The sequence below is a fragment of the Holdemania filiformis genome, assembly GCF_003459085.1.
GTDB lineage: Bacteria > Bacillota_I > Bacilli_A > Erysipelotrichales > Erysipelotrichaceae > Holdemania > Holdemania filiformis.
In genome coordinates this window covers 47,349-71,357 of sequence record NZ_QRUP01000003.1, presented here as the reverse complement: position 1 = coordinate 71,357, position 24,009 = coordinate 47,349, and the positions used below count along the sequence as shown (strand labels likewise).

Sequence of the window (24,009 nt, the reverse complement as noted above, 5' to 3'; positions counted from 1 at the left end):
CATGCTCGAACAATTTAAAGCGGCGCTGGCGGAGAAGAACCGGGCGCGGCTGGCCTTGCTTCTCGACGAGATCGATCCGGATGAAACGGACGATGCCGGCAATACTGCGCTGCATTTGGCGGCGGAGCAGGCGGATGGGGACATGATTCGGGAATTGTTGATCCGCGGCTGCGATCCGTTCGCGGTGAATCATTACGGCTGGACCGCGCTGCACAGCCTGGTTCGGTTCCGGGATTTTGCCGAATACCCTGAGGCGGTAACCGAATCCTGCATCCGTCTGTTGAATGCCGGCTGCCCGAAAGAAAAACGCGATGAATCCGGACTGACGTTTTATCAGCTGGCCGCCCAGCGCGTCAACGTTCCGATCTTTGAAGCGCTGCTTCTTTCTCATCTGCATCCTGCGGCGATCGTGCTGTCCGACGGCGATACAACGCTGCATCTTGTATGCCGGAGCCTGAATCTGATCGACTCTGCGCAAGGCGAAGCCCATGTCCGGCTGGAACAACCCTATGTGCGGATTGTGGAAATCCTGCTCGAACTGGGACAGGATCCTGAACAGAAAAATAACAGCGGTGTGACGCCGCGGCAGCTGGCCGTGCAGTTGGGCGGCAAAGCGGTAGCGACCTTGTTAAGCGGACAGGCGGAAGCCAGCGGCGGCTTGACGCTGTTTGAAGCCGCCCGCCGGAACGATCAGGACAGCCTGCGCTATTGGATCAGTCAGCCCGTCGACTTGGACGCGGCGCTGGACGAGGGTGAAGAACAGGGAATGACCGCGCTGGCGCTGGCCTGCCGGTTTCTGAATGAAGAAGCGGCGATTCTCTTGCTGGAAGCCGGTGCTGAGCCGCTGGCGTTTGAAGGTAAAGTGGAAAACTGCGCGCTTTACCAGTTTCTAACCGCTCTGAAATCCCGGACGCGGATCACGCATCCGGTAACGATCCGTTCGATCAAAAAGATGTTCCGCGGCTTAACCCGGCAGCTGACGATGCTGGATCAGCCGGTAACGGAGAACGGCGAAACGCCGGTGCACGTGCTGTGCGGCCACATCGACGCCGGCTGGTGGGTGGAAGACCGGAAATTCCAGGAGGTTCTGCTGGAAATGATGATCCGCCGCGACGTCTGGCGTCAGCGAAGCGCTGACGGCCGTCAGCCGCTGCATTATCTGGCGGAACACCCGTGCGCGGAAGCGGAGAACTTGATTTCCATGATTCTTGATGGCTGCGACGTCAACGCGCAGGACAACGAGGGCAATACCGCTCTGATGATCGCCTGCGGCCGGAAGCTGATCGGCGAGTCGCCGGTGGAAACGATGCTGATCCGCGCCCGCAACCGTGTCGATCCTTCCGGTGCGGCGGCGCTGGTCACCCAGCTGCTGCAAGCGCCGGATATTGATTTATCACTTGTCAATAACAGGCAGATGACGGCGCTGGAAATCGCTGTGGAAAATGAATTTGAGCTGGTTGTCAATTTATTGCTGAAAAAGGAGGGAGAACGTGGCTGAACTCTTAATTAAAGCCTGCCGCACCGGCCAGAAGGGCGTGGCGCTGGCACTCTTAAAAAAACCGGACCTCGACGTTAACGAACGCGACGGACAAGGTCGGACCGCGTTGTTTTACGCCTGTGCGCAAGCGCAGCGGGACGTCGTGATCGCCTTGTTAAAGCGGGGCGCGGATACGACGCTGGCGGATAATCACAGCGTTACGCCGCTGCATCAGGCGGCCGCGGTGGGAAACCGGGAAATCATGGGTCTGTTGCTGGAAAGCTGTCCGGCCGAGGTGAGCGACGATCAGGGCGTTACGCCGCTGATGAGTGCGATCAGTTATAAAAAAGTGGAAGCCGCCAAGTTTCTGATCAGCCAGGGCGCGAATCCGGAAACGAAGGATAACGCCGGTCACAGCGCCGCCGATTATGCCGCGGCCAACGGCTTGAAAGCGATTGAACTGTGGGGAGCCAGCGATAGCCAGAAGGACGGTGAGGGCAACACCCCCTTGCATATCGCCTGTCTCAGCGGACAAGGCGAGCTCGTCAGGACGTTAATTCCCAAGCATCCTCAATGGCTTAACGAGGTCAACGACCGGCACGAAACACCGCTGCTTCTGGCGGCGGGAACTAATAATTTAATGATTGCCCAGCTGCTGATCCAGGCTCAGGCTGACGTAAATCTGCGCTCCAACCGCGGCAGCACGCCGCTGCACCTGGCAGCTTATCAAAACAACGCGCCGCTAACAGCGCTGTTGATCGAAGCCGGGGCGGAATTGAACGGCGCCGACCAAGCGGGACAGACGCCGCTGATCCTGGCTGCCAAACGTGGTAATCTGGACTGCGTGCGCAAACTGATCGAAGCCGGGGCTGACGTGAATCTGTGCGATCAGTACCAAAAAAGCGCCCTGGATTATGCGATTCAGGGAGGCTATACGGAAATGGTCGAGCGGCTGTTGGAGGCCGGGGCCGGATCGTAGACAGAAAAAGGTAAAACATCGGTAAACAAGTCGTGTGCAAACGGGGCTTGAGAGCCGGCGTTTTTTATTTCTATTAGAAAAGTATGATGTTGCAGACAAAAATAAGAGAACGAAAGCAAAAAATGAATTTTCACATTATCAAAGTGAATAAAAGGTGAATATTCACTTAACACTAATTGAAAAAGTGAAAATCGGAGTATAATATAGATAACAACAGCTGAGCTGTTAAGGAGAAGAATAATGTATGCAATATGAAAGTGAGCGGATTGAATATAAATCTCAGATGATTGATGACATTTACAAGGAAGTCATTGCATTTGCGAATACTAACGGCGGTGTTATTTACATCGGCATCGATGATAAAGGCAAGCTGATAGGTATTGATAATGTGGATGAAACTTACACCCGCCTGACCAATGGCATCCGTGACGCTATTGCACCAGATGTCACCCTGTTTGTGCGGTATATCCTCCAAAATAATAAAGTGATTCAGATTGAAGTTGGTGAAGGCAGTTATAAGCCTTATTATCTGAAATCAAAGGGAATGAAGCCCAACGGCGTGTATGTTCGTCAGGGGGCATCCAGCGTGCAGGCATCCCCGGATCAAATACGCAGAATGATTAAAGATTCCGACGGCGACGTATTTGAGGAAATGCGTACGGCTACGCAGGAGTTGTCCTTTGAGGAGGCTGAGCGAGCCTTCAAACGGTATAAGGTTGATTTTTCGGAAGAAAAGTACATTGCGCTCGGTCTGCGAAATATCCACGACGACCAATATACCAATCTGGCTATGATCCTGTCAGACCAGTGTCAGCATACGACCAAGATCGCAGTATTTGGTGACGAAGCGAATATTACCTTTAAGGATGCAAAGGAGTTTGGTGGTTCCATCTTCAAGCAGCTCGATGATAGCTATGCGTATCTGATGCTCTGCAATCGTACCGCCGCTACCTTCAAAGGTTTGGAGAGAGTGGAACTGTCTGACTATCCCGAGGATGCTTTGCGTGAGGCCTTACTCAATGCACTTGTCCATCGTGATTACAGCTACAGCGGCAGCATCATTATCAATGTCAATGATTCCTGCATCGAGTTTATTTCTCTTGGCGGTTTGCTGCCCGGTCTTTCTGCGGACGATATTCGCAGCGGAATTTCTCAGCCACGTAACCGCAAGCTGGCTGAAATCTTCCATCGTTTAAGACTGATCGAATCCTACGGCACCGGCATCCGTAAAATCTATGCGCTCTACAAAGATTGCGCATTACAGCCCCGCATTGAAGTTACAACAAACACATTCAAACTGGTACTGCCAAATATGAATGTCAGCGGTGCTGTTTCCGAAAGTATGCCGGAAACAACTGAGAAAGTCCCTGGGGTAATCACGCCGCAAATGAAAACGGTAATAGATTATTTAGCCGAGTACGGTGAAATGACCGATGAAGATCTGCAGGAGTTACTGAATATTAAAAAGACGAGAGCCTATTTGCTCGCTCGTCAGATGAATGAAAATGGACTGATTGACATTATCGGCAGAGGTGCTGCGAAGAAATATCTACTGAAATAATCCGAACGCTGCAACTGGCCAAAAGACAGGTTGCTGAAACGCTTATTGAGAAGATCAATAAGGCACTCCAATAATATGAAACAGCGCCCATTGATCAGAAACGATCGATGGGCGCTGCCATTTACATTCAATTCTCTATCTTCCATGACCTCTACCCTTATTCAGGCCCCCAGCTTAAAGCTGCTCTGGAACAGCAGGCAATTTGCCATACCCGCAATTCCCTGGCGCTGTCTCTTAACCTCTGTTTTATGATTTTTGTCACATCGAGATTCTTTGATGGAGCAGGGGTGCAGCAGGACGGCTCTCAAGTCTGAAAAACCTTGGTATTACAGGAATTTTAGAGATTTCTGCCAATAAAGTTGTGAGGAATTAACCGTTTCGCTGATTCAGAAAATTCTCCATGTTGGCCAGCACCTTCTGTCCCAGCCGGTCGATGCACTGCACCGAATTGCCGGCCGAAGTCCGTAAGCAGCGCACCCGCGGATGATCGAGCAGCGCTTCATCGCCCAATGCCCGTTCGCTGTCGCAGAAGAAATGTGTATCCGGCAGCGCCAGCCAGGCTTTCAGCGCTTCGACATCGTGGCCGGGACCGATCGACGTGTTGAAGACAATTTTATGATCTCCCAACAGCCGGAACTGTTCCGGCCCCATCACAATTGCGTTTTTATTCAGACATTCGCAGATCACGTCGTTTTGCCGCAGCAGTGCGTCCAACGGCTGATATTCCATCCCTTCCGCTTCACATTCCGGCTTGCGCGTCCGGCTGTAATACTGAATCCGCGAGCCGAAATGCATCAATCCCCGGGCGATGATCTGGCCTGTGGTTCCCATGCCGAGAATGCCGACCTTCAGATCCGTCAGCTCCAGCGGGACCGGCTTGAACGATGCCTGGCGGTAACCGTTAAGAAAACCGATCAGCTCATATAACACATATTCGACGACCCCTTCGTCGCCATAATCGCGGATGCCCGTTACCGTGATGCCCAATTGACGCGCCGCGGCGATATCGACGTTGGCGCTCGCTTCCGAATACAGACTGCAGCACATTCCGATGTAGACGATGGACGGACACTGACGCAGCACCGACGCGGGAATTTCCGTCCGCCAGCTGACCAGCACGCAGTCCGCCTGTCCGATCCGCTTTATCAGTTCGGCTTCACTGGACGGGGAGTCCGGATATTCGATGACTTCCTCCGCCAGCCGGCGCAGCCGTGCCTGCGCGTTCTCGTTCATCCCGACGGGTTCGACGATGACACATTGTTTAAACATATTCGTTGTTCCTCCTGCCTTTGATTATATCACGATCAGAGTGAAATCCGCCGGTCATCCGAATGATTTGAGGGGAAAGAGGCTGTCTTCGCACGCCGAATGCCGCAGGTGAAACGCTAGGCAAAGGGCGATCTCTGTGCTATACTAGAACTTGAAAAAAGTTAAAGCCGATTTCCGGCTAGAAGATGAAAATCTGTTCAAAATAACAGAGAGGTCAGGCCGGAACGGTAAACTGTGGTACAATAAAAAAACTGAGGTGACCCGAATGAGTGAAAATGAAAAGAAAACAGTGAAGATTAAATTAGAACGCCATCTGTGGCCGGATGAGATGCGCGAGCGTCAGCGGCGCAAACAGGTCACGGCGCTGATGATCGCCTCGCTGGCGGTCGTTTTTATCGTCGGCTTTTTGTTAGGCGGCACGCTTCATCCGGTTCGTTCTTCCGCCGGTGTCGGCGGCACGGTCAATCAAGACAAGTTTGCCCAGGGCAAGCTGGATTCGATTTACAGCATCATGAAAAACGAATGGTATTTCGGCAAGGACGACGAAAACCTGGAACAGGATCTGATCGACAGCGCGCTTTACGGTATGAGCAGCTCGGCGCTGGATCCGCATACCACCTACATGTCAGCGGAACAGACGCTGGCGTTTTCCACCGCGATCGACAACAACTTCGTCGGCATCGGCATTCAGTACAACGCGTCCGGACCGAAGATCGTGACCCGCGTGTTCGCCGATTCCCCGGCCTATCACGCCGGCGTGCAGGTCGGCGATATCCTGATGAAGGCTGACGGCCAGGATCTGACCGATCTGCCCAGCGACGACGTCGCGGATCTGGTGCGCGGCGAGGCTGGAACACAGGTTGAGCTGGAAGTGCTGCGCGACAACGAACCGGTGACGATGACGATCACCCGCGGCGAGGTCAACAACACGGTCTATGGCGAAATGCTCGACGGATCGCTGGGCTATCTGGAAATCATTTCATTCGGTTCGACGACCGGCGTGGAATGCGAACGGTATTTAAGCATGATGAGCGAGCAGGGATTGGAGCGGCTGATCATTGATCTGCGCGACAACGGCGGCGGCTATCTGGACGCGCTGGTCAGTGTATCCAGCCTGTTTCTGCCGGAGGACACGCTGATCATGACGCAGGAATACAAGGACGGCCGGCGGGTGGAAAGTCATACGACGGCCGGACAGTTTGAAAATATTCAAGGGATTGTGATTCTGATCAACGGAGATACTGCCAGCGCTTCCGAGGTGCTCACGCTGGCTCTGAAGGAACAGCGCGATGACGTGACGCTGATCGGTACCCAGAGCTACGGCAAGGGCAGCGTGCAGGTGCAGCGGCCGTTTGCCGATGGTTCGGTGCTGAAATACACGAACTCCCGCTGGCTCTCGCCGAATGAGGAATGGATCAACGGCGTCGGCATCACCCCGGATCAGATTGTCGAGCTGCCGCCGGTGCTGCAGACGACGACGGCTTCCTTTATGATGGAAGAGGACGAAAGTTATACGCTCGATCAGGTCAGCGAGCATGTCGCTTCGGCGCAGAAGGCGCTTGCTTTCCTGGACTATCCGGTCGGCCGCAGCGACGGCTATTTTGACGCTTCGACGGCGCAGGCATTGCGCCGGTATCAGTCAGAGCATAATTTAGAGGCAAGCGGGGTGCTGGACGCCGCCACGCTGCAGTCGCTGGTTTCCGGCGTCCGCTATCGCTGGTCGATGGATAAAAACGTCGACAATCAGCTGCAGAAGGCGGTGAGCATTCTTAATGGCGAATGAACATTTTCAGTTAGTTTCCAAATACAAGCCGACCGGCGATCAGCCGGGGGCGATCGACAAGCTGGTCGCCGGCTTAGCGGCCGGCAAGAAAGAACAGGTATTACTGGGCGCGACCGGCACGGGCAAGACGTTTACGATCGGCAACGTGATCGAGCGCGTCAACCGGCCGACGCTGGTGTTCGCTCATAACAAGACGCTGGCCGGTCAGCTGTATTCCGAATTCAAGGAATTGTTTCCACACAACCGTGTGGAATACTTTGTTTCCAATTTCGATTACTACCAGCCGGAAGCCTACATGCCCAAGACGGATACGTATATTGAAAAGAACGCGATGACCAACGACGAGCTGGATATGCTTCGGATGGCGGCTGTCAACTCCGTGCTGGAACGGCGCGATACGATCATCGTCGCTTCGGTCGCGTGCATCTATGCGTCGTCCGATCCGAACCAGTACCGCGACATGTTCTTTACGATCCGCGTCGGCGACCGCATCGATCGCAACGATCTTCTGCGCAAGCTGGTCGATCGCCAGTATAAGCGCAATGATATGGATCGGGCGCGCGGGACGTTCCGCGTGCGCGGCGACACGATCGAGGTCAACATGGGCCATACCGATGCGTTCATGCTTCGGATTGAAATGTTTGACGACGAGATCGAACGCATCTGCGAAGTCGATCCGCTGACCGGCAAGCTGCAGAACGCGTACACAGTTTACAACGTCTTCCCGGCCAGCGGCTATGCCCGGCCGAAGGATCAGATTGAACGGGCCTGTCAGGAAATTGAGGAAGAACTGGAGCTGCGCTTAGCCGAATTGGACCGGCAGGGCAAGCTGGTCGAAAAACAGCGGCTGGAACAACGCTGCCGCTACGATCTGGAAGCGCTGCGGGAATTCGGCGTCTGTCCGGGGATCGAGAACTATTCCTCGCATATCGACGGCCGGCCTGCGGGGCAGCGGCCGTGGAACCTGTTCGACTATTTCCCGAAAGATTTCTTATTGGTCGTCGACGAGTCGCACGTCTCGCTGCCGCAGATCCGCGGCATGTATAACGGCGACCGGGCGCGCAAGGAAACGCTGGTGGAATACGGCTTCCGTCTGCCGAGCGCGCTGGATAACCGGCCGATGCGCTTTGAAGAATTTGAAACACTCGTTAATCAGGCAATTTATGTTTCCGCAACGCCGGGTAATTACGAGCTGGAAAAAGTCCACGGCGAGGTCGTCGAACAGATCATCCGTCCGACCGGCCTGCTGGACCCGGAAATCACAGTGCGGCCGACGCGCGGTCAGATCGACGATCTGCTGGATGAAATCCATCACTGCATCGCGGCCAACGAGCGCGTGCTGATCACGACCTTGACCGTCAAGATGGCGGAAGACCTGACGGATTATCTGAAAAAGAACGATCTGAAGGTCGCCTATCTGCATCATGAAACGCTGACGCTGGAGCGCACGGAAACGATCCGCGACCTGCGCCGGGGCAAATACGACGTGCTGGTCGGCATCAACCTGCTTCGCGAAGGCATCGATATTCCGGAAGTGTCGCTGGTTGCGATTCTCGACGCTGACAAGGAAGGGTTCCTGCGTTCAGAACGTTCGCTGATCCAGACGATCGGCCGCGCTGCCCGAAACGCGCATGGCCGCGTCGTCATGTACGGCGATAAGATGACCGATTCGATGAAGAAAGCGATTGAAGAAACCAACCGCCGACGCGCGATTCAGATCGCCTACAACGAAGAACATCACATCACGCCGACGACGATCGTCAAGGACATCGGCGAGGCGATCCATGGCAAGGAAACGCAGGAAATGGCTGCTCGCTACATGAAGAAGAAATCCAAGCTGGGCAAGAAGGAACAACAGAAGCTGATCGACAATCTCGAGAAAGAGATGAAAGATGCCGCCCGGGTGCTCGACTTCGAGCGTGCCGCCGAGCTGCGCGATATGCTTCTGGAGCTTAAAGCCACGCTGTAATTTTACTCATTTGTTGAAAACCGGTGGAAACGCCGGTTTTCTGCTTTGTGAACGTCTGGACATCGCCGGAATCTATGCTATAATAAAACCCGGTAGCCGGAAATTCCGGCGGAGCTTTAGTTCTTTCTTGCTCGTAAAACTCGAAAACTGAGCTTTTAGTTTTTCCTGCTCACAAAACTCGGAAACTGAGCTTTTGGTCGATCCTGCTCACAAAACTCGGAAAACGCAAGGAGGAAAGCATGAAAAAACTGATTCTCATTTTGACTGCGGTTCTGATGCTGGCGGGCTGCGCCACTCAGACGCCACAAGCCACTCCAACTCCGGAAACCACGCCGGAAGCCACAACGACGCCGGAAAGCACGGCCAAGACCGATTCCTTTACCGGTCCGACTGTCGATTCGGTCACTTCTGCTTCGATCGTTCAGGAAGCCTACATTCAGGATTATACGCCGGCCGGCTTCACCGACAGCGATAAGGAAAAAGCGTTGTTTGTCATCGGGGATCCGCGTCACAACAGCGTCCTGTGGGATATGGCCCGCACGGCAATGAAGCACATGGAAGAACAAGGCATGGAAGTGGAAATGCGCGATCTGTACACGATGAACTTCAATCCGGTTCTTTCCGCGGCGGATTTCTATTACGCCAAGGACGGCCAGGGCGAACCGTCGGCAGATATTAAAAAGGAACAGGATCTGGTCAGCCAGGCCGATCATCTGATCTTCGTCTATCCGAACTGGCATGATTCTGAAATCACGATCGTCAAAGGATATAAAGAAAAAGTCTTCGCGAAGAAATTTGCTTACCAGGACGGCGCGAACGGTCTGGAAGGTCTGTTAAAAGACAAGAGCTACTTCACGATCATGAACTGCGGCTACCTCGGCGGCGGACGTGGTTATATCGGCGACGGCGTCGGGATTGAAGATGAAAAGTGGGATACTTACATGAACGCCTTCAAGGTCTTCGACGACGATACCTCAGCCTTCTGGGGCACGACCAACTACGGCCGGTTTGTCAATGACCGCACACCGGGCAATGAATCGGAAAACTATGGGGAAGAAATCGAGCAGCTGCGCTCCGATCTGAACGCTTTCCTGGACAAGGTTTACTTCAACTAAAAGATACAAAGACGCTGCGCTGGCGATGAAATGCCGGGCGCGGCGTTTTCTTTTTCCGTACGTTTACGGTTGTCATAAAGATTTAAGAAAATGCGAAATCCGCTATGTTATAATAGATAAGGTTATCAGACTATGTTTGGATTATGGAAAGAAAAAGGAGAGGAGAACCGTAATGGCAGAACCAAAAAAAGATTATTTGAGCTCCCTGGCCTCAGAGATTGAGAAAAAGCCGGACAGCTTCAAAGAAGAAAAAGTAGAACGGATCGTTAAACCGAAGCGCAGTTTGGATCCGAAGATCATGATCGGCGCCGCCGCCGCTTTGATCATCGCGATCATCGGCGTGTATTTCCTGTTTTTTGCCCCAAAGATCAAGGTTGAGAACTTTGTTGGCAAAACGACCAACGACGTTGGAATCTGGGCGAAGGAAAACGGCATCGACACTAAGAATATCGTCATGAATCAGGTATATTCCATGGATTATGACGCCGATCAGATCATTTCGCAAAATAAAAAAGAAGGCAGCAAAATCAAGAAGGATTCAACCTTGATTTTCGAGGTGTCCAAAGGCGCTGATCCGGATGAGAAGATTGATTTCCCGGATATCAAGAGCATGACGCTTGACGAGATCAACGACTGGATCAGTAAGAACAAGCTGTCAAAGGTGAAGGTGAATACTGTTTACAGCGACACGGTGGAAAAGGATCAGGTCATTTCCTTCGATCTGAAATCCGTGAATGAAAACAACTTCACCCGCGGCACCAATCTGACGATCAGCGTGTCCAAGGGACCGCAGCCGGCCGGTGAGGTTACGGTTGACGACTTCGTGAAGAAGGAAGTATCCAGCGCTGAAACCTGGGCGAAAAGCAAAAAGGTTGAGCTGGAGATCGTCGAGGTTTACCACGACACGATTGCGACTGGACTGGTCGTTTCCCAGTCGATTGAATCCGGCAAAACGATGAAGCAGGGCGATACGCTGACCTTGACCGTTTCCAAGGGGAAAGCTGTCAAGGTTCCGCAATTAGTCGGTTACACAAAGGATCAGCTGGAAGCCTGGGCTGCGAACAAGGAAAACGCGGTTTCGATCGTCAAAAAGGAAGTTTACAGCGATGCGCCGGCCGGCAGCGTGATCTCGCAGTCGATCAAGGCGGGCAGCCAGGTCGATTCCGGCACGGTTCTGGAACTGACGATTTCACTGTATATGCCGCAGCTGCAGACCAACAGCCGCGAATATCTGGGTAAGGATTACCTGGCTTTGAACGCGTGGGTTGACGATGTCAATTACCGCGGCGCGAGCATTACAGCGGGCGCGTGGGACGGCGAAGAATGCTCGGACGAGTATCCGACACCGGGCCAGATCATCAGCTATCACTGCATGGCTAACGACGGAACCGATCTGCCGCACGGCTGCGATCGGCCGCTGCCTCTGAACGCGAAGATCGGGTATAAGAAATCGACCGGCGGCTGTACACCGAAGCCGGAGGAGCCGAAAGAGGTTCAGATCGGTCTGACGCCGCTGGGCTCGGAAGCTGCGATGAAGTCTTTCTGCGATACAAATAAGTTAGCGTGCAGCTTCAATTATGTATCGGATTCCGCGAAGAATGGTCAGATCAAAGTTACAAAACCTGATGGCTTAGAGGTTGTTCCAAATGATAAGTTTAAAGCCGGCGATGCTTTAAATATTGAAGTTTATTATGATCCGGATAAGTTAAATGCTCCGGATTCTAATGAGAATAAGAACGACGGAACTCAAAACGCCGACGAGGGCAGCCCGGCCGCTGAATAAAGCGCCGGCTGTATCCCCGTTCTGTTGATTCCCTGAGTTTTAACCAGAAAGGAAGAATGAGAAATATGAATTTTTTCAATCGAGCGCTTAAAAATGTGACACGGAAGATGTCCAAATCGGTTCTTCTGGCCGTAACCTTTTTCCTGATTGGCAATCTGGTCATCATTGGACTGGGCATCAACAATGCGGCTGAAAATGCGAAAATTCTGACCCGTCAGAAAATGCGGGCGGTCGTTTCACTGGAATTGGATTATACGACCTATTACAACGACGCGGATAAGATTACCGATGACGATGAACGCGAAGAGTTTTATAAAAATTCGCCGCGGCTCACGCTGGATAAGGTTGAAAAGTTAAAAGCGGACAGCCGGGTGAAGGCGGTCAACTTCATTTCCACGCAGCAGATGTATGCCAAGGATTTCGAATCAGTCCCGCTGAATAATGATTTTGACAAGAACTACAATCAGCAGGAAAACGCGGAAGCTTCTGTGGACGGCGCGGTTTCCATGATGTCTTATAATTGGAAGCCGGCGGATCTGCGCGTGCAGACTAACCGGTATCCGGATATGATAGAATTCCAGGACGGCACCTATGAGATGCTGGAAGGCCGTTTCTACACGCAGGAAGACATTGACAATTCCGCCGCGGTTGTTTGTATCCCGAAAGAATTGGCAGAGCTGAACAATCTGCGTGTCGGCGATACGATCAGCGTCAACATCACCGATCCATCGCAGATTATGGATATGGAAGGTTCTGAGCTTACGGAGGACGATCTGCTTTTGTCCCTGGAGGTTATCGGTATCTATAAAAGCAACGAACAGCTGGATCCCAATTCCGACGAATACAAATGGATGGCCCGCTATGAATCGCCGCAGAACACGCTGTTGATGCCGGCGACCACGGCTTCCGACAAATATTATGATTTCTACGTTAAATCGTACCGTTATTACATGACGACGATGCCGGAGTATTATAAAGAAGAAGATATTATGTCGAAGGAAGATTACGACAGGGCTTCCAAGGCCGTCTATCTTTTAGAAGATCCGCTGCAGGTCGATCAGTTCGTTGAGGATTATCAGGATCAGACCGGCGATTACGTCATTCTGAATGCCAACAATGAAACCTTTAAGAAGCTGGCGCGGCCGTTGGATACACTGTCGCTGTTCTCCAACATCATTGTCTGGATCGTTGTGATCAACGCCGTCGTTATCATCACCCTCGTTACGGCTTTAACGCTGAAAACCCGGGAATATGAGATCGGCGTGCTGTTGTCGATCGGCGTATCCAAGGCGAAGATTGTGGCGCAGTTCTTTATCGAATTGGTCATTGTGGCGCTGATCGGCTTCACCCTGTCGGTGGCCAGCGGTTCGTTAGTGGCCAAGCAGGTCGGCAAGATGGTGCTGAACTACCAGGTCGATACGGAAAATAAATACGCGGATGAAAATGACGACAACAATAACTTCTATTATGGCGAAACGAATTATTTCACCGAGATCACCCAGGATGATTTGTTAGCGGAATACGACGTTCAGATCAGTCCGATGATCATCGCGGAAATCTACATTCTGGGCATCGGCGTCGTCTTCATTTCGATCCTGATTCCGTCGTTTATGATCATGCGGTTTAACCCGAAGAAGATCTTAATGAATCAGAATTAAGGAGGACAGAGAAAATGACAACGATATTAAAGTTAGAAAATCTGAACTACGGCTATGAAGACGGCGGCTTCCGGCGTCAGATTCTGAAGGATTTGTCCTATGAGTTTGAGAAGGGTCAGTTCTATACGATCCTCGGTCCGTCCGGCAGCGGTAAAACGACCTTGTTGTCGATCATCGCGGGACTGGATAAGCAGGAGAGCGGCAAGATCTACTACGAAGGGGATGATCTGGATAAGATCGGACTGTACAAGTACCGCCGTAATAAGATCGGAATCGTGTTCCAGCAGTACAACCTGATCAGCTACCTGACGGGATTGGAAAACATTGAACTGGCGATGACGGAAACGGATAACGCGATTCCCAAGAATCAGAAGGAAGTGGCGTATGCGCTGCTGGAGAAATTCGGCATCGTGAAGTCGAAAGCAGACCGACTGGTCACCAAGTTGTCCGGCGGCGAGCAGCAGCGTGTAGCGATCGCGCGGGCGATCGCGTCCAACGTCGATTTAATCTTCGCGGATGAACCGACGGGCAACCTGGACACCGCGACGGAACAGGAGATCATCAAGATTTTCCGGATGTTGACGGAGGAATTCGGGAAGACGGTTATCGTCGTGACCCACTCCAACGTCGTTTCCCAGCTGAGCGATCATCGCGTTGTCCTGAACGAAGGCCAGCTGAAAGATATTTAAGGATAATCCCGTAAAGGCTGGTTAAATGCAGCCGGGAAAGAGATTGAGGACCGGAGTAAAAACACTCCGGTCTTTTCTTGTAATAAAATTGAAAGGAATTCTATATTTAGAATTCAGACTTCTATGGTACTATGAAGCTGTAGAATAGAACATGGCGGTCTCCGTCATGGTGGAAAGGGGAAATAAAGATGAATTTTTTCACTCGTGCGATCAAAAACGTTACGCGCCGCATGTCAAAATCGATTTTGTTGGCGGTCACCTTCTTTTTGATCGGCAATTTAGTCATCATCGGATTGGGAATTAATAACGCGGCGGAGCAGGCCAAGATTGAAACCCGGCAGAAGATGCGCGCCGTCGTCTCTTATGAAGTGGACTATGACGCATTTCGTAAATATGTAGAGGATCTGGACGAGGAGGCTCAGCAGGAAGCTTATAAAAACTATCCGTCGGTAACGATGGATGATATCAAAAACCTGATGAGCGACGAGCGGGTTAAAACCGTCAACGTCCTAAGCACCAATATGCTTTATTCCAACGGCTTTGAAACGGTACCGCTGAACAACGATCGGGAAAATAACGGCGGGGGAACGATGACCTATGAAGATGGAACAACCGTTGAATACATCGAACCGGATTTAAAGCTGCAGACGAACTACTTCCCGAATATGATCGAGCTGGAAGACAAGATGTATGAAATTGTCGAGGGTCGGTTTTATAATCAGGAAGAAGTCGACGAAGGTAAAATGGTCTGCCTGATCACCGATAAGCTGGCCAGCCATAACAATCTGCGTGTCGGCGATGTCATCACCATCGATCTGATCAGTAAGAATGATATGCGGTATTACGAACAGAGTGGCATCACGGAGGATGATATTCACATGAATCTGGAAATCATCGGCATCTATCACAACAACGATGAGCTCGATGAAAATTCTGATGAATACAAATGGATGAGCCGGTATGACTCGCCGGACAATACAATCCTGGCTCCGGCTTTGGCGTATGGCAACGCTTATTACAACATGGGCATTAAGCAGTATGAATATTCCAAGGCCCAGAATCCGGAATACTACGTCGATTCCGAAACGCCAACGCCGGAAAGCTATACCTATGTCAACAAAGCGGTCTTCCTGCTGGACGATCCGCTGAATGTCGATCAGTTCGTCGCGGATCATCAGAGCGATCTGAAAGATTTCATGAAGATCGACGCGAATAACGATACGTTCAAGAAGCTGGCGCGGCCATTAGATACGTTATCACTGTTCTCCAACATCATCGTCTGGATCGTCGCGATCAATGCCATCGTCATCATCACGCTCGTTACGGCCTTAACGTTGAAAACCCGCGAATATGAGATCGGCGTGCTGTTGTCGATCGGTGTCTCCAAGATGAAGATTGTGGCGCAGTTCTTTGTCGAATTGATCATCGTCGCGTTGATCGGCTTCACCCTGTCGGTCGCCAGCGGTTCACTCGTCGCCAAACAGGTCGGCAAGATGGTTATGGATTATCAGGTCGATACGGAAAGTCAGTATGGTTCGCTGGACGATCAAAACAACGGAACGATCTACTGGGGTGAAACAAATTACTTCACGGAGATCAGTCAGGATGATTTGTTAGCGGAATACGACGTTCAGATCAGTCCGATGATCATCGCGGAAATCTACATTCTGGGCATCGGCGTCGTCTTCATTTCGATCCTGATTCCGTCGTTTATGATCATGCGGTTTAACCCGAAGAAGATCTTAATGAATCAGAATTAAGGAGGACAGAGAAAATGACAACGATATTAAAGTTAGAAAATCTGAACTACGGTTACGAGGACGGCGGCTTCCGGCGTCAGATTCTGAAAGATCTGTCCTATGAGTTTGAGCAGGGGCAGTTCTACACAATCCTCGGCCCGTCCGGCAGCGGCAAGACGACCTTGTTGTCGATCATTGCGGGACTGGATAAGCAGGAAAGCGGCAAGATCTATTACGAAGGGGACGATCTGGATAAGATCGGACTGTACAAGTACCGCCGCAATAAGATCGGAATCGTGTTCCAGCAGTACAACCTGATCAGCTATCTGACAGGGCTGGAAAACATTGAACTGGCGATGACGGAAACGGATAACGCGATTCCGAAGAATCAGAAGGAAGTAGCGTATGCGCTGCTGGAGAAATTCGGCATCGTGAAGTCGAAAGCAGACCGACTGGTAACGAAGCTGTCCGGCGGCGAGCAGCAGCGCGTAGCGATTGCGCGGGCGATCGCGTCCAACGTGGATTTAATCTTCGCGGATGAACCGACGGGCAACCTGGACACCGCGACGGAACAGGAGATCATCAAGATTTTCCGGATGTTGACCGAGGAATTCGGGAAGACGGTTATCGTCGTCACCCACTCCAACGTCGTCTCGGAGCTGAGCGATCATCGGGTCTATCTGAATGAAGGACAGCTCAAGGATATTCAATAAAGAGGATCACAGAACGGATTGCTTATAAATTAAGATGGAAAAGAGAGGATCAGGGTGACCTGGTCCTGTTTTGTTGAAAATTTTCATGAAGATCTAAAAAAATGTCATGATTTTCTGAAACAAAGAGAGAAACATTGCCCGCGGCGTCTGATTTTATGATATCCTATAATCATTCAGCATCCCGGCGGTTTGGAAAAATAAGAACTGCCGCAGAAAGTCAACAGCTGAAAGCGAATGCGCGGATTCAGCGCGAAAGCTAACTAGGAAAGCGGGGGAAGTTAGGAAATGGGAATGCGGAGAATGCGAAAACTCGTTTCCTGGATGGCCTGACGGCTGAAAACAACAGGTCATTAGGAAAATAGAAAGCGAGGAATACTCATGCAGGAGATTCAATTATTAAAAGCGATCGAACAGGATGCCCGGATATCCGTAACCGATCTTGCCGATATTTTAAACTCAACTCCGGAACAGGTGGACGGGGAAATGAAGAAGCTGGCCGAGGAAAAGGTCATCTGCGGATATCATACCGTAATCAACTGGGATAAGACAAACCAGGATCACGTCATGGCGCTGATCGAAGTCAACGCTTCGCCGGAGCGCGACTGCGGTTATGATAAAGTCGCGGAAAAAATCTACCGTTATCCGGAGGTCAGCAACATGTATCTGATTTCCGGCCGGTCCGAATTCATCGTGATCGTCAAGGGCCGGACAATGCGCGAAGTCGCCGATTTTGTCGGTCAGAAGCTGGCCCCGATTGAAGGTGTTAAGGGAACGGCTACTTACTTCGTTTTGAAACAGTATAAAGTTGAAGGTGTGATCATCGATCAGCAGGAAGACGATCAGGAACGTCTGTTGGTGACTCCATGAATCCTAAATCATTGTTAAACGACGTCATCGGAACCATTCCGCCGTCAGGCATCCGCAAGTTTTTTGATCTGGCCAGCTCAATGGAAGGGGTTATTTCGCTGGGCGTCGGCGAACCGGATTTTGATACCCCGTGGCATATCCGCGAGGAAGCGATCTACGCGATTGAAAAGGGCCGGACATTTTATTCCGCGAATGCCGGACTGCCGGAATTGCGCAAGGAAATCTGCCGTTATCTGAAACGGAGATTCCAGCTGGAGTATGCGTGGAACAGCGATATTCTGGTCACGGTCGGCGGGAGTGAAGCGATCGATATCGCTTTCCGCTCGTTATTGAATCCGGGTGATGAAGTGATCGTGCTGTCTCCGGGTTATGTCGCCTATGAGCCGTGCGTTCGTCTGGCCGGCGGTATCCCGGTGATTGTGGAATTAAAAGAAGAAGATGAATTCAAACTGAAAAAGGAACAGCTTAAGCAGGCGCTGTCCCCGAAGACCAAAGCGATCTTAATGAATTTCCCGGGAAATCCTACCGGCGGCATCATGACAAAGGAAGATTTCAGCGAGATTGTACCGCTGATCCAGGAATCCGGGATTGCGGTGGTCACTGATGAAATTTACGCTGAGCTGACCTATAGCGGCAAGCATTGCTCGATCGCTTCGTTCAGCGAGATCAAGGATCAGGTGATTCTGATCAGCGGATTCTCCAAAGCATATTCGATGACCGGCTGGCGGTTAGGCTATATCGCCGCGCACCGGGATCTGATCGCCGCGATGAATAAGGTTCATCAGTACGCGATCATGTGTGCGCCGACAATCAGCCAGTATGCCGGGATTGAAGCGATGGCCAAGGGCGACGGAGACGTTGAAATGATGAAGGATTCTTTTGAACGCCGGCGCAACTTTATCGTCAACGGCTTAAACCGGATGGGACTGCAATGTCCAATGCCGCAGGGTGCGTTCTATGTGTTCCCGTCGATCAAGCATACCGGAATGAGCTCGGAAGAATTCTGTGAGAAGCTGTTGGAAAAAGAAAAGGTTGCGGTCGTTCCGGGCAACGCTTTCGGTGCCAGCGGCGAGGGGTTCGTGCGGATCTCTTATGCTTACAGCATTGAGGAAATCAAGGGTGCGCTGGAGCGGATCAGCCGGTTCCTTGAAACTTGTTAAATTATAAAATAAGCAAAGCTCTGAATTTCGTGGATGAAGTTCAGAGCTTTAGTTTAAATTCATCTTCCTTTGGATACCGCTGCGGGATAGGTTTCTCCCCGTTATCCAGATAAAACAAGTGATGAGATTTGCGGCATGAGGGGCGTACTAAGACTGCCACCAGGATGTGGGCGGCTGCTTTGTCATCAAACCTTCAATGATCCAGCCGGATATTGATTCTCCGTCATGCTGCGGCTGACGGCGGCACCACAGCCAGGCAGTCGAGGTTCCTTTTTTCAGCTGGGACATGCCGGGATCCGCGACGGTGAATTGCAGCTGAAAGCAAGCCTGTCCTGTCTGAATCTTCTGCGCCGTGATTTCGCAGTCGGTAATCCTGACGGTACTCCAGAATAAGAGCCCCTCCGGCTCCGCTGTAATGTTATAGAGGGAAGCAAGCCGGGCATAATCCTGAGAAAGAACCGCTTCCTGATAAGCTTTGGCAAGCTGTTCGGCGCTTTCAACCGGACCGCGCGGGGATTGATCGTTCTCCATCCAGCGCATCTGATCCACAAGCCAGGTCTGATCTTCCCTGATCAGTGTTAGAACAAGCGTGTAAGCCGCAGGCGTGTCCCCATAAGAAGCGTTGATTTGAGCCAAAACCGTGTTGTCATTGATCGTCAGGATCGTGCAGCTTTCCAGCTTGCCTAACCGGGCTAGACCGTAATCCGTTCCGGTGACGGCCTGGTTGGCGGCGATGAACCGTTCGCGGCAGGCTTCGCTTAGATGGGACGCTAAAGCTTCGCCGGCGCGTTGAAAGCGCAGCTTTACCACTTCATCGACGAAAGCGGCGATGACTTCCGCGTTTTGTTCTGCGAATTCCGGATTTTTCTGATTTTCAGCCTGCTGCTTCTGATAAACGGCAGAAACGGCGGTCAGACCGATTTCCTCAGGCTGATGCTGACAGCCTGCCAGTAAAAGCAGGATCGAAAAGGCAATCCATCCCATTCGGTATGATTTCATAACGACACTCCTTATTTCTAACTTTATTATATAGGAAACGTCAGGGAAAAGGCAGTTGAATACCGTAAAATCGAGGATTGGCAAAGGAAAATCAGGCCGGAATGACAGGCTTTTTTCAAAAATAAAATAACAAAAAAACATGTTTACTTTCGCTGGGGAGTTTGCTATACTAGATAAACGGGTAGATATAAAAAATATTTACTCCTTGCTTATCCGCCAAGCGATAAGCCAATAGACCATAAGGAGGTGTGCTACATGAAAAAGTATGAAGTCATGTACATCGTAAACGCATCCCTGGATGATGCAGCTCGTCAGCAGGTTATCGACGGACTGCACGCTATCATCACCGACAACGGAGGAAAAATCCTGAAGGTAGATGATTGGGGAGTCAAAGAGTTTGCGTATCGTATCGAAGACATGACCAAAGGTTACTACATGGTTGTAACTTTTGAAGCTGACAATGCAACGGTTAAAGAATTTGATCGTCTGTCCCGCATCAATGCGAACATTGTCCGTTACATGATCATCAAACAGGACGAAAAATAAGCGATAAAGAACTGAAGGAGGAGCTGTCATGATCAATCGTGTCATTTTAGTCGGGCGTTTAACCCGCGATCCAATGCTGAGAAAGACCCAGAGCGGACTTTCTGTCGCAACCTTCACCGTCGCCTGCGACCGTCGGTTCTCCGGCGGCAACGGGCAGGACCGGCAGACTGATTTCATCAGCTGCGTGGCCTGGCGGCAATCTGCGGATTTCCTCGGTCAGTATGCGCACAAAGGCGCGCTGGTCGGCGTTGACGGACGGATTCAGACACGAAACTATGACAACGCTTCCGGTCAGAAAGTGTACGTCACAGAAGTTGTCTGTGACAGCGTACAGCTGCTGGAATCGAAATCGGCTTCTGAAAATCGTTCCGCAACGATGGGCTATCAGCCGCAGAATGCTGGCTATGCTCAGGCGAACCCGTTCGGGGACGCAGCGGCGAACGATGGATTCGATGATTTCAGCGCTGGTCCGACACTGGATATTTCCAGCGATGACTTACCATTTTAATTGAAAGGAGATCGACTATGGCATTCAAAAAACAGCGTATGGGACGCAAAAAGGTTTGCTATTTCACAAAGAACAATATCACTTCGATCGACTATAAAGACGTTGAACTGCTGAAGCGGTTTGTTTCTGCCAACGGCAAGATCATTCCACGGCGGGTTACCGGCACGCGCGCGAAGTATCAGCGCATGCTGGCGACTGCGATTAAACGCGCACGCCAGATGGCTTTGCTGCCTTACGTTAACGACTAAGTTATGAAAAAGCCTCCATCAGTGATCTGGTGGAGGTTTTTGCCATTCACAGGAGGGACAACATGAATAATAGTGTAAGAAAAATAACCGACGGCGCGATGATGGTCGCCCTGATCGGCTTGTTTCTGTTTATAAACCGGCAGCTGGCCGGGCTTTTGGATTTGTACGCCGCGTGGCTGGTACCGCTGCCGATGGTGATGTACGCGGTGAAATACGGATGGAAAAGCGCGCTGGTTCCGTTTGTTTCCGTTATTTTTCTTTCATTTATTATCGCCGGACCGCAAACCTGGTTTTACGTCATTACGGCCTGCGTTTGCGGCGTAGTGTACGGCCAGGGCGTGAAAAGCGGATGGAATAATCTGCGCCTGATGCTGACGACGATGATCTTTACCATTCTTTCAAATTTAATCACAACGGTTTTATTTGCGTCCTTTTTCGGTTATGATATAGCTATGGAAATTTCCGAAATGGGCAAAATGATGACGCAGATGTCGGAAAATTTCAACGTGCAGCTGCCGGCGAGCCTGGATATCACGGGATTTCTTAAAATGATCTTCGTCCTCTCCGCGGTGCTGACCGGCGTGATGGAAGGCATCATCGTCCATCTGCTTTCGAATTTCATGCTGAAGCGGATGAAGATCAAAGTCGCGCCGCCGAAGCCGTTAAGCGAGATCATGATTCCGAAGGCGCTGGCCTACGTCTGCTTTCTTCTGTTTATCGCCAGTAATTTTACCAGCCAGCTGGCAACGCTGCCGTCCTGGGCGACGGAGCTGATTCTGATCGGCGGTGTGCTGGGGGCGCTGGTGCTGGTCTTTTTCGGGTATATCTGCTGCCTGGTCTACGGGGCGGTCCGCTACCATAAAAACGTGGCGCTGTTCGTCATTCTCATCACGTTCTTGATGCTGCCGATCATGCTGCCGCTGCTGGCGATTGTCGGATTCCTGTATGTCACGACCGATATGCGGGAGAAAATCTTAGGGAGGTAACTTTGTGTCTGAAAAAATCGGAAAGCTCAAAACCTTGCTGCTGATCCTGATCGTCGTCGAATTGTTAGGCTTAGTCAGCCTGCACTTCCTGTTCGATCTGGATATCAAGCTCGCCGCTTTGTACTTCATCATCAATACGCTGACGGTGTATTTTCTTGTGCAGTATTTTCAAGAGGACAGCCAGAACCGGATGTTCGGCGTTTCCCGGATTCTGGGCAGCGAAGCCAAGGATGCTTTCCAGTTTGGTCAGATCGGGATTTTGACTTATGACGAAAACTACACGATCACCTGGATGAGCGAATTGTTCGCTGAGCGCGGCATCAACCGTATTTCTAAAAAACTGACGATGTGGCTGCCGGAGGTCAACGATCTGATTCAGGGAGATGTGGAAAACGTCCAGGTTCAGATCGACGACCGGACGTATGAAATCGCGCGCAAGGAAGACGCCCGGATTCTATTTTTCCAGGATGTCACCGAACAGCAGCAGCTGGAGAAAGCGTATCAGGAAGAACAGGTCGTCGTCGGTCTGATTCATCTCGATAACTACGAAGAATCCACGCAGTATGAAGAAGAACAGGAAATCGCGATGATCAACAACAATATCCGCCAGCCGGTCGTCGAATGGGCGAAGAATCACGGCATGCTTCTGCGGCGGTTAAAGTCCGACCGGTTCCTCGTCGTTTTAAACGAACGGATTTTCAAGCAGATCGTGGATGAACGCTTCAGCATTCTCGCCCAGACCCGCAAAGCATCCCAGCAGCTCGACGTGGCGATCACCCTGTCCATGGGCTTTGCCCGCGGAAGCAGCGACGTGGCGCAGCTGGATGAAATGGTCAACCAGCTGCTGGAACTGGCGCAGAGCCGTGGCGGCGACCAGGTGGCGATCCGCCGCCAGGGCGAGGATGTCAAGTATTTCGGCGGCAGCAGCGAAGCGCAGGAAAAGCGCAGCCGTGTGCGCGTGCGGATCATGGCGCATACGCTCCGCGATCTGATCAAGAAAAGTACGAACGTGATTTTATTAGGCCATAAAGAGGCCGATTTCGACTGCCTCGGTTCGCTGATGTGTTTAAGCCGGATCGTTCAGGCATACGATAAGCCGTGCTGCATCATTTCCAAATCCGGCGGGATGGAGGAAAAGCTCAGCGGCGCGATGAATCTGTATAAGAAGGAATTGGAGCCGCGGCATAAATTTGTTACGGAAAACGAAGCGCTGAACCAGCTGCGGGACGGGACGCTGGTCATCATGGCCGATCACCATCATCCAAGTCAGTCCAACGGCGCGCAGGTATTGGAAAAAGCCAAAAAGATCGCGATTTTCGATCATCACCGCCGTCGTACCGATCTGGATATCAACCCGATCCTTGTCTACATCGAACCGGGCGCGTCCAGCGCTTGCGAATTGATCTCGGAATTTGTGCCGTATCAGACGGGAAAAGTCGACTTTATCAGCGAGGAAGCAACGATTATGCTGACGGGCATGATGATCGACACCAACCGCTTTAAGGTCCGCACCGGCACCCGCACGTTTGAAGCCGCGGCGATGATCCGCCGCTGGGGCGCGGATCCGCAGGAAGCCGATAATTTATTAAAGGATGAATATTCTGAATTTGAAACGAAAACAAAGGTTTTAAAATTCTGTGAAAAAAGAGATAATGGTATTGTCATTTCCGCAGTGACGGACAATGAGATTCTTTCCCGCGCGATGCTGTCGCAGGTTGCCGATACGATTTTGATGATCAAAGGCGTGGAAGCCGCTTTTGTCATCGCCAAGATCAGCGATTCCCAGACGGCGATCAGCGCACGCAGCCGCGGCCATGTCAACGTGCAGGTGATTATGGAACGGATGCATGGCGGAGGGCATTTGAGCGCCGCCGCGCTGCAGCGGGAAAATACGAGCGTGGAAGATTTACGAACCGAGTTGATCGCCACGCTGGACGAAGTAATGAAGGAGGAATAAACG

At 51.5% G+C, this 24,009-nt stretch carries 20 protein-coding genes; 18 read left to right on the top strand and 2 right to left on the bottom strand.

Annotation, left to right across the window (positions count from 1 at the left end; all coding sequences use genetic code 11):
* Position 1 precedes the first annotated feature (1 nt).
* The 3 genes from DWY25_RS03660 to DWY25_RS03650 all read left to right on the top strand — a co-directional run bounded on the left by DWY25_RS03660 (position 2) and on the right by DWY25_RS03650 (position 4,017).
* The gene (locus DWY25_RS03660) at positions 2–1,498 is read left to right on the top strand and encodes an ankyrin repeat domain-containing protein (protein WP_117893797.1); all 1,497 of its coding nucleotides are present in this window, start codon (positions 2–4) and stop codon (positions 1,496–1,498) included.
* Positions 1,491–2,456 (top strand): ankyrin repeat domain-containing protein, encoded by a 966-nt coding sequence (locus DWY25_RS03655; protein WP_117893794.1) that lies wholly within the window; start codon positions 1,491–1,493, stop codon positions 2,454–2,456. Before DWY25_RS03660 ends, DWY25_RS03655 begins: the two co-directional genes overlap by 8 nt.
* A gap of 244 nt (positions 2,457–2,700) precedes the next feature.
* Positions 2,701–4,017 (top strand): RNA-binding domain-containing protein, encoded by a 1,317-nt coding sequence (locus DWY25_RS03650; RefSeq protein WP_006057530.1) that lies wholly within the window; start codon positions 2,701–2,703, stop codon positions 4,015–4,017.
* A 369-nt stretch (positions 4,018–4,386) separates the two neighbouring features.
* Here DWY25_RS03650 and DWY25_RS03645 read toward each other — a convergent pair whose 3' ends face one another.
* Complete coding sequence (locus DWY25_RS03645) at positions 4,387–5,286, bottom strand: D-isomer specific 2-hydroxyacid dehydrogenase family protein (protein WP_117893791.1); 900 nt, start codon at positions 5,284–5,286, stop codon at positions 4,387–4,389.
* Positions 5,287–5,551: 265 nt separating this feature from the next.
* Here DWY25_RS03645 and DWY25_RS03640 point away from each other — a divergent pair, with 265 nt between their 5' ends.
* The 10 genes from DWY25_RS03640 (at position 5,552) to DWY25_RS03595 (ending at position 18,762) form a co-directional block, all read left to right on the top strand.
* A complete protein-coding gene (locus tag DWY25_RS03640) occupies positions 5,552–7,069 on the top strand; it encodes a S41 family peptidase (protein WP_117893788.1) in 1,518 nt (505 codons plus the stop codon).
* On the top strand, positions 7,059–9,038 hold the full coding sequence (gene uvrB / locus DWY25_RS03635) for an excinuclease ABC subunit UvrB (protein ID WP_117893785.1): 1,980 nt from the start codon (positions 7,059–7,061) through the stop codon (positions 9,036–9,038). The genes DWY25_RS03640 and uvrB overlap by 11 nt, the downstream gene beginning before the upstream one ends.
* Before the next feature lie 239 nt (positions 9,039–9,277).
* Entirely contained in the window at positions 9,278–10,153 is an 876-nt protein-coding gene (locus tag DWY25_RS03630; RefSeq protein ID WP_117893782.1) for an NAD(P)H-dependent oxidoreductase, read from the top strand.
* A gap of 172 nt (positions 10,154–10,325) precedes the next feature.
* Positions 10,326–11,936 (top strand): PASTA domain-containing protein, encoded by a 1,611-nt coding sequence (locus DWY25_RS03625; protein WP_181981676.1) that lies wholly within the window; start codon positions 10,326–10,328, stop codon positions 11,934–11,936.
* 107 nt (positions 11,937–12,043) lie between these two features.
* Entirely contained in the window at positions 12,044–13,594 is a 1,551-nt protein-coding gene (locus DWY25_RS03620; protein ID WP_244925920.1) for an ABC transporter permease, read from the top strand.
* 14 nt (positions 13,595–13,608) lie between these two features.
* A complete protein-coding gene (locus DWY25_RS03615) occupies positions 13,609–14,283 on the top strand; it encodes an ABC transporter ATP-binding protein (RefSeq protein WP_117893773.1) in 675 nt (224 codons plus the stop codon).
* Positions 14,284–14,471: 188 nt separating this feature from the next.
* Positions 14,472–16,043 (top strand): ABC transporter permease, encoded by a 1,572-nt coding sequence (locus DWY25_RS03610; protein ID WP_117893770.1) that lies wholly within the window; start codon positions 14,472–14,474, stop codon positions 16,041–16,043.
* Positions 16,044–16,057: 14 nt separating this feature from the next.
* Positions 16,058–16,735 (top strand): ABC transporter ATP-binding protein, encoded by a 678-nt coding sequence (locus DWY25_RS03605; protein ID WP_117893767.1) that lies wholly within the window; start codon positions 16,058–16,060, stop codon positions 16,733–16,735.
* Between the two features lie 378 nt (positions 16,736–17,113).
* Positions 17,114–17,602: an Lrp/AsnC family transcriptional regulator gene (locus DWY25_RS03600; protein ID WP_117893764.1), complete on the top strand. Its 489-nt coding sequence runs from the start codon at positions 17,114–17,116 to the stop codon at positions 17,600–17,602.
* The gene (locus DWY25_RS03595; protein WP_006057547.1) at positions 17,599–18,762 is read left to right on the top strand and encodes an aminotransferase class I/II-fold pyridoxal phosphate-dependent enzyme; all 1,164 of its coding nucleotides are present in this window, start codon (positions 17,599–17,601) and stop codon (positions 18,760–18,762) included. Before DWY25_RS03600 ends, DWY25_RS03595 begins: the two co-directional genes overlap by 4 nt.
* Positions 18,763–18,909: 147 nt before the next feature.
* Here DWY25_RS03595 and DWY25_RS03590 read toward each other — a convergent pair whose 3' ends face one another.
* Complete coding sequence (locus tag DWY25_RS03590) at positions 18,910–19,761, bottom strand: hypothetical protein (protein ID WP_117893761.1); 852 nt, start codon at positions 19,759–19,761, stop codon at positions 18,910–18,912.
* A 255-nt stretch (positions 19,762–20,016) separates the two neighbouring features.
* Between DWY25_RS03590 and rpsF the strand changes: the two genes are divergently transcribed.
* The 5 genes from rpsF (at position 20,017) to DWY25_RS03565 (ending at position 24,006) form a co-directional block, all read left to right on the top strand.
* Positions 20,017–20,307, top strand: a complete 291-nt coding sequence (rpsF, locus tag DWY25_RS03585) for a 30S ribosomal protein S6 (RefSeq protein WP_006057560.1) — start codon at positions 20,017–20,019, stop codon at positions 20,305–20,307.
* 28 nt (positions 20,308–20,335) lie between these two features.
* On the top strand, positions 20,336–20,815 hold the full coding sequence (gene ssb, locus DWY25_RS03580) for a single-stranded DNA-binding protein (RefSeq protein ID WP_006057561.1): 480 nt from the start codon (positions 20,336–20,338) through the stop codon (positions 20,813–20,815).
* Positions 20,816–20,832: 17 nt separating this feature from the next.
* A complete protein-coding gene (gene rpsR / locus DWY25_RS03575; RefSeq protein WP_006057562.1) occupies positions 20,833–21,063 on the top strand; it encodes a 30S ribosomal protein S18 in 231 nt (76 codons plus the stop codon).
* Between the two features lie 62 nt (positions 21,064–21,125).
* Positions 21,126–22,049 carry a DUF2232 domain-containing protein gene (locus tag DWY25_RS03570; RefSeq protein WP_117893758.1) on the top strand — a complete coding sequence of 308 codons (924 nt, stop codon included), beginning with the start codon at positions 21,126–21,128 and terminating at the stop codon, positions 22,047–22,049.
* A gap of 4 nt (positions 22,050–22,053) precedes the next feature.
* The gene (locus tag DWY25_RS03565; RefSeq protein ID WP_117893755.1) at positions 22,054–24,006 is read left to right on the top strand and encodes a GGDEF domain-containing protein; all 1,953 of its coding nucleotides are present in this window, start codon (positions 22,054–22,056) and stop codon (positions 24,004–24,006) included.
* Positions 24,007–24,009 lie beyond the last annotated feature (3 nt).

Coding starts and splice junctions, on each gene's coding strand:
- DWY25_RS03625 (WP_181981676.1), top strand. CDS start 10,326: ATGGCAGAACCAAAAAAAGATTATTTGAGCTCCCTGGCCTCAGAGATT.
- ssb (WP_006057561.1), top strand. CDS start 20,336: ATGATCAATCGTGTCATTTTAGTCGGGCGTTTAACCCGCGATCCAATG.
- uvrB (WP_117893785.1), top strand. CDS start 7,059: ATGGCGAATGAACATTTTCAGTTAGTTTCCAAATACAAGCCGACCGGC.
- rpsF (WP_006057560.1), top strand. CDS start 20,017: ATGAAAAAGTATGAAGTCATGTACATCGTAAACGCATCCCTGGATGAT.
- DWY25_RS03605 (WP_117893767.1), top strand. CDS start 16,058: ATGACAACGATATTAAAGTTAGAAAATCTGAACTACGGTTACGAGGAC.
- DWY25_RS03615 (WP_117893773.1), top strand. CDS start 13,609: ATGACAACGATATTAAAGTTAGAAAATCTGAACTACGGCTATGAAGAC.
- DWY25_RS03590 (WP_117893761.1), bottom strand. CDS start 19,761: ATGAAATCATACCGAATGGGATGGATTGCCTTTTCGATCCTGCTTTTA.
- DWY25_RS03650 (WP_006057530.1), top strand. CDS start 2,701: ATGCAATATGAAAGTGAGCGGATTGAATATAAATCTCAGATGATTGAT.
- DWY25_RS03620 (WP_244925920.1), top strand. CDS start 12,044: ATGTCCAAATCGGTTCTTCTGGCCGTAACCTTTTTCCTGATTGGCAAT.
- DWY25_RS03570 (WP_117893758.1), top strand. CDS start 21,126: ATGAATAATAGTGTAAGAAAAATAACCGACGGCGCGATGATGGTCGCC.
- DWY25_RS03645 (WP_117893791.1), bottom strand. CDS start 5,286: ATGTTTAAACAATGTGTCATCGTCGAACCCGTCGGGATGAACGAGAAC.
- DWY25_RS03600 (WP_117893764.1), top strand. CDS start 17,114: ATGCAGGAGATTCAATTATTAAAAGCGATCGAACAGGATGCCCGGATA.
- DWY25_RS03610 (WP_117893770.1), top strand. CDS start 14,472: ATGAATTTTTTCACTCGTGCGATCAAAAACGTTACGCGCCGCATGTCA.
- DWY25_RS03595 (WP_006057547.1), top strand. CDS start 17,599: ATGAATCCTAAATCATTGTTAAACGACGTCATCGGAACCATTCCGCCG.
- rpsR (WP_006057562.1), top strand. CDS start 20,833: ATGGCATTCAAAAAACAGCGTATGGGACGCAAAAAGGTTTGCTATTTC.
- DWY25_RS03640 (WP_117893788.1), top strand. CDS start 5,552: ATGAGTGAAAATGAAAAGAAAACAGTGAAGATTAAATTAGAACGCCAT.
- DWY25_RS03630 (WP_117893782.1), top strand. CDS start 9,278: ATGAAAAAACTGATTCTCATTTTGACTGCGGTTCTGATGCTGGCGGGC.
- DWY25_RS03660 (WP_117893797.1), top strand. CDS start 2: ATGCTCGAACAATTTAAAGCGGCGCTGGCGGAGAAGAACCGGGCGCGG.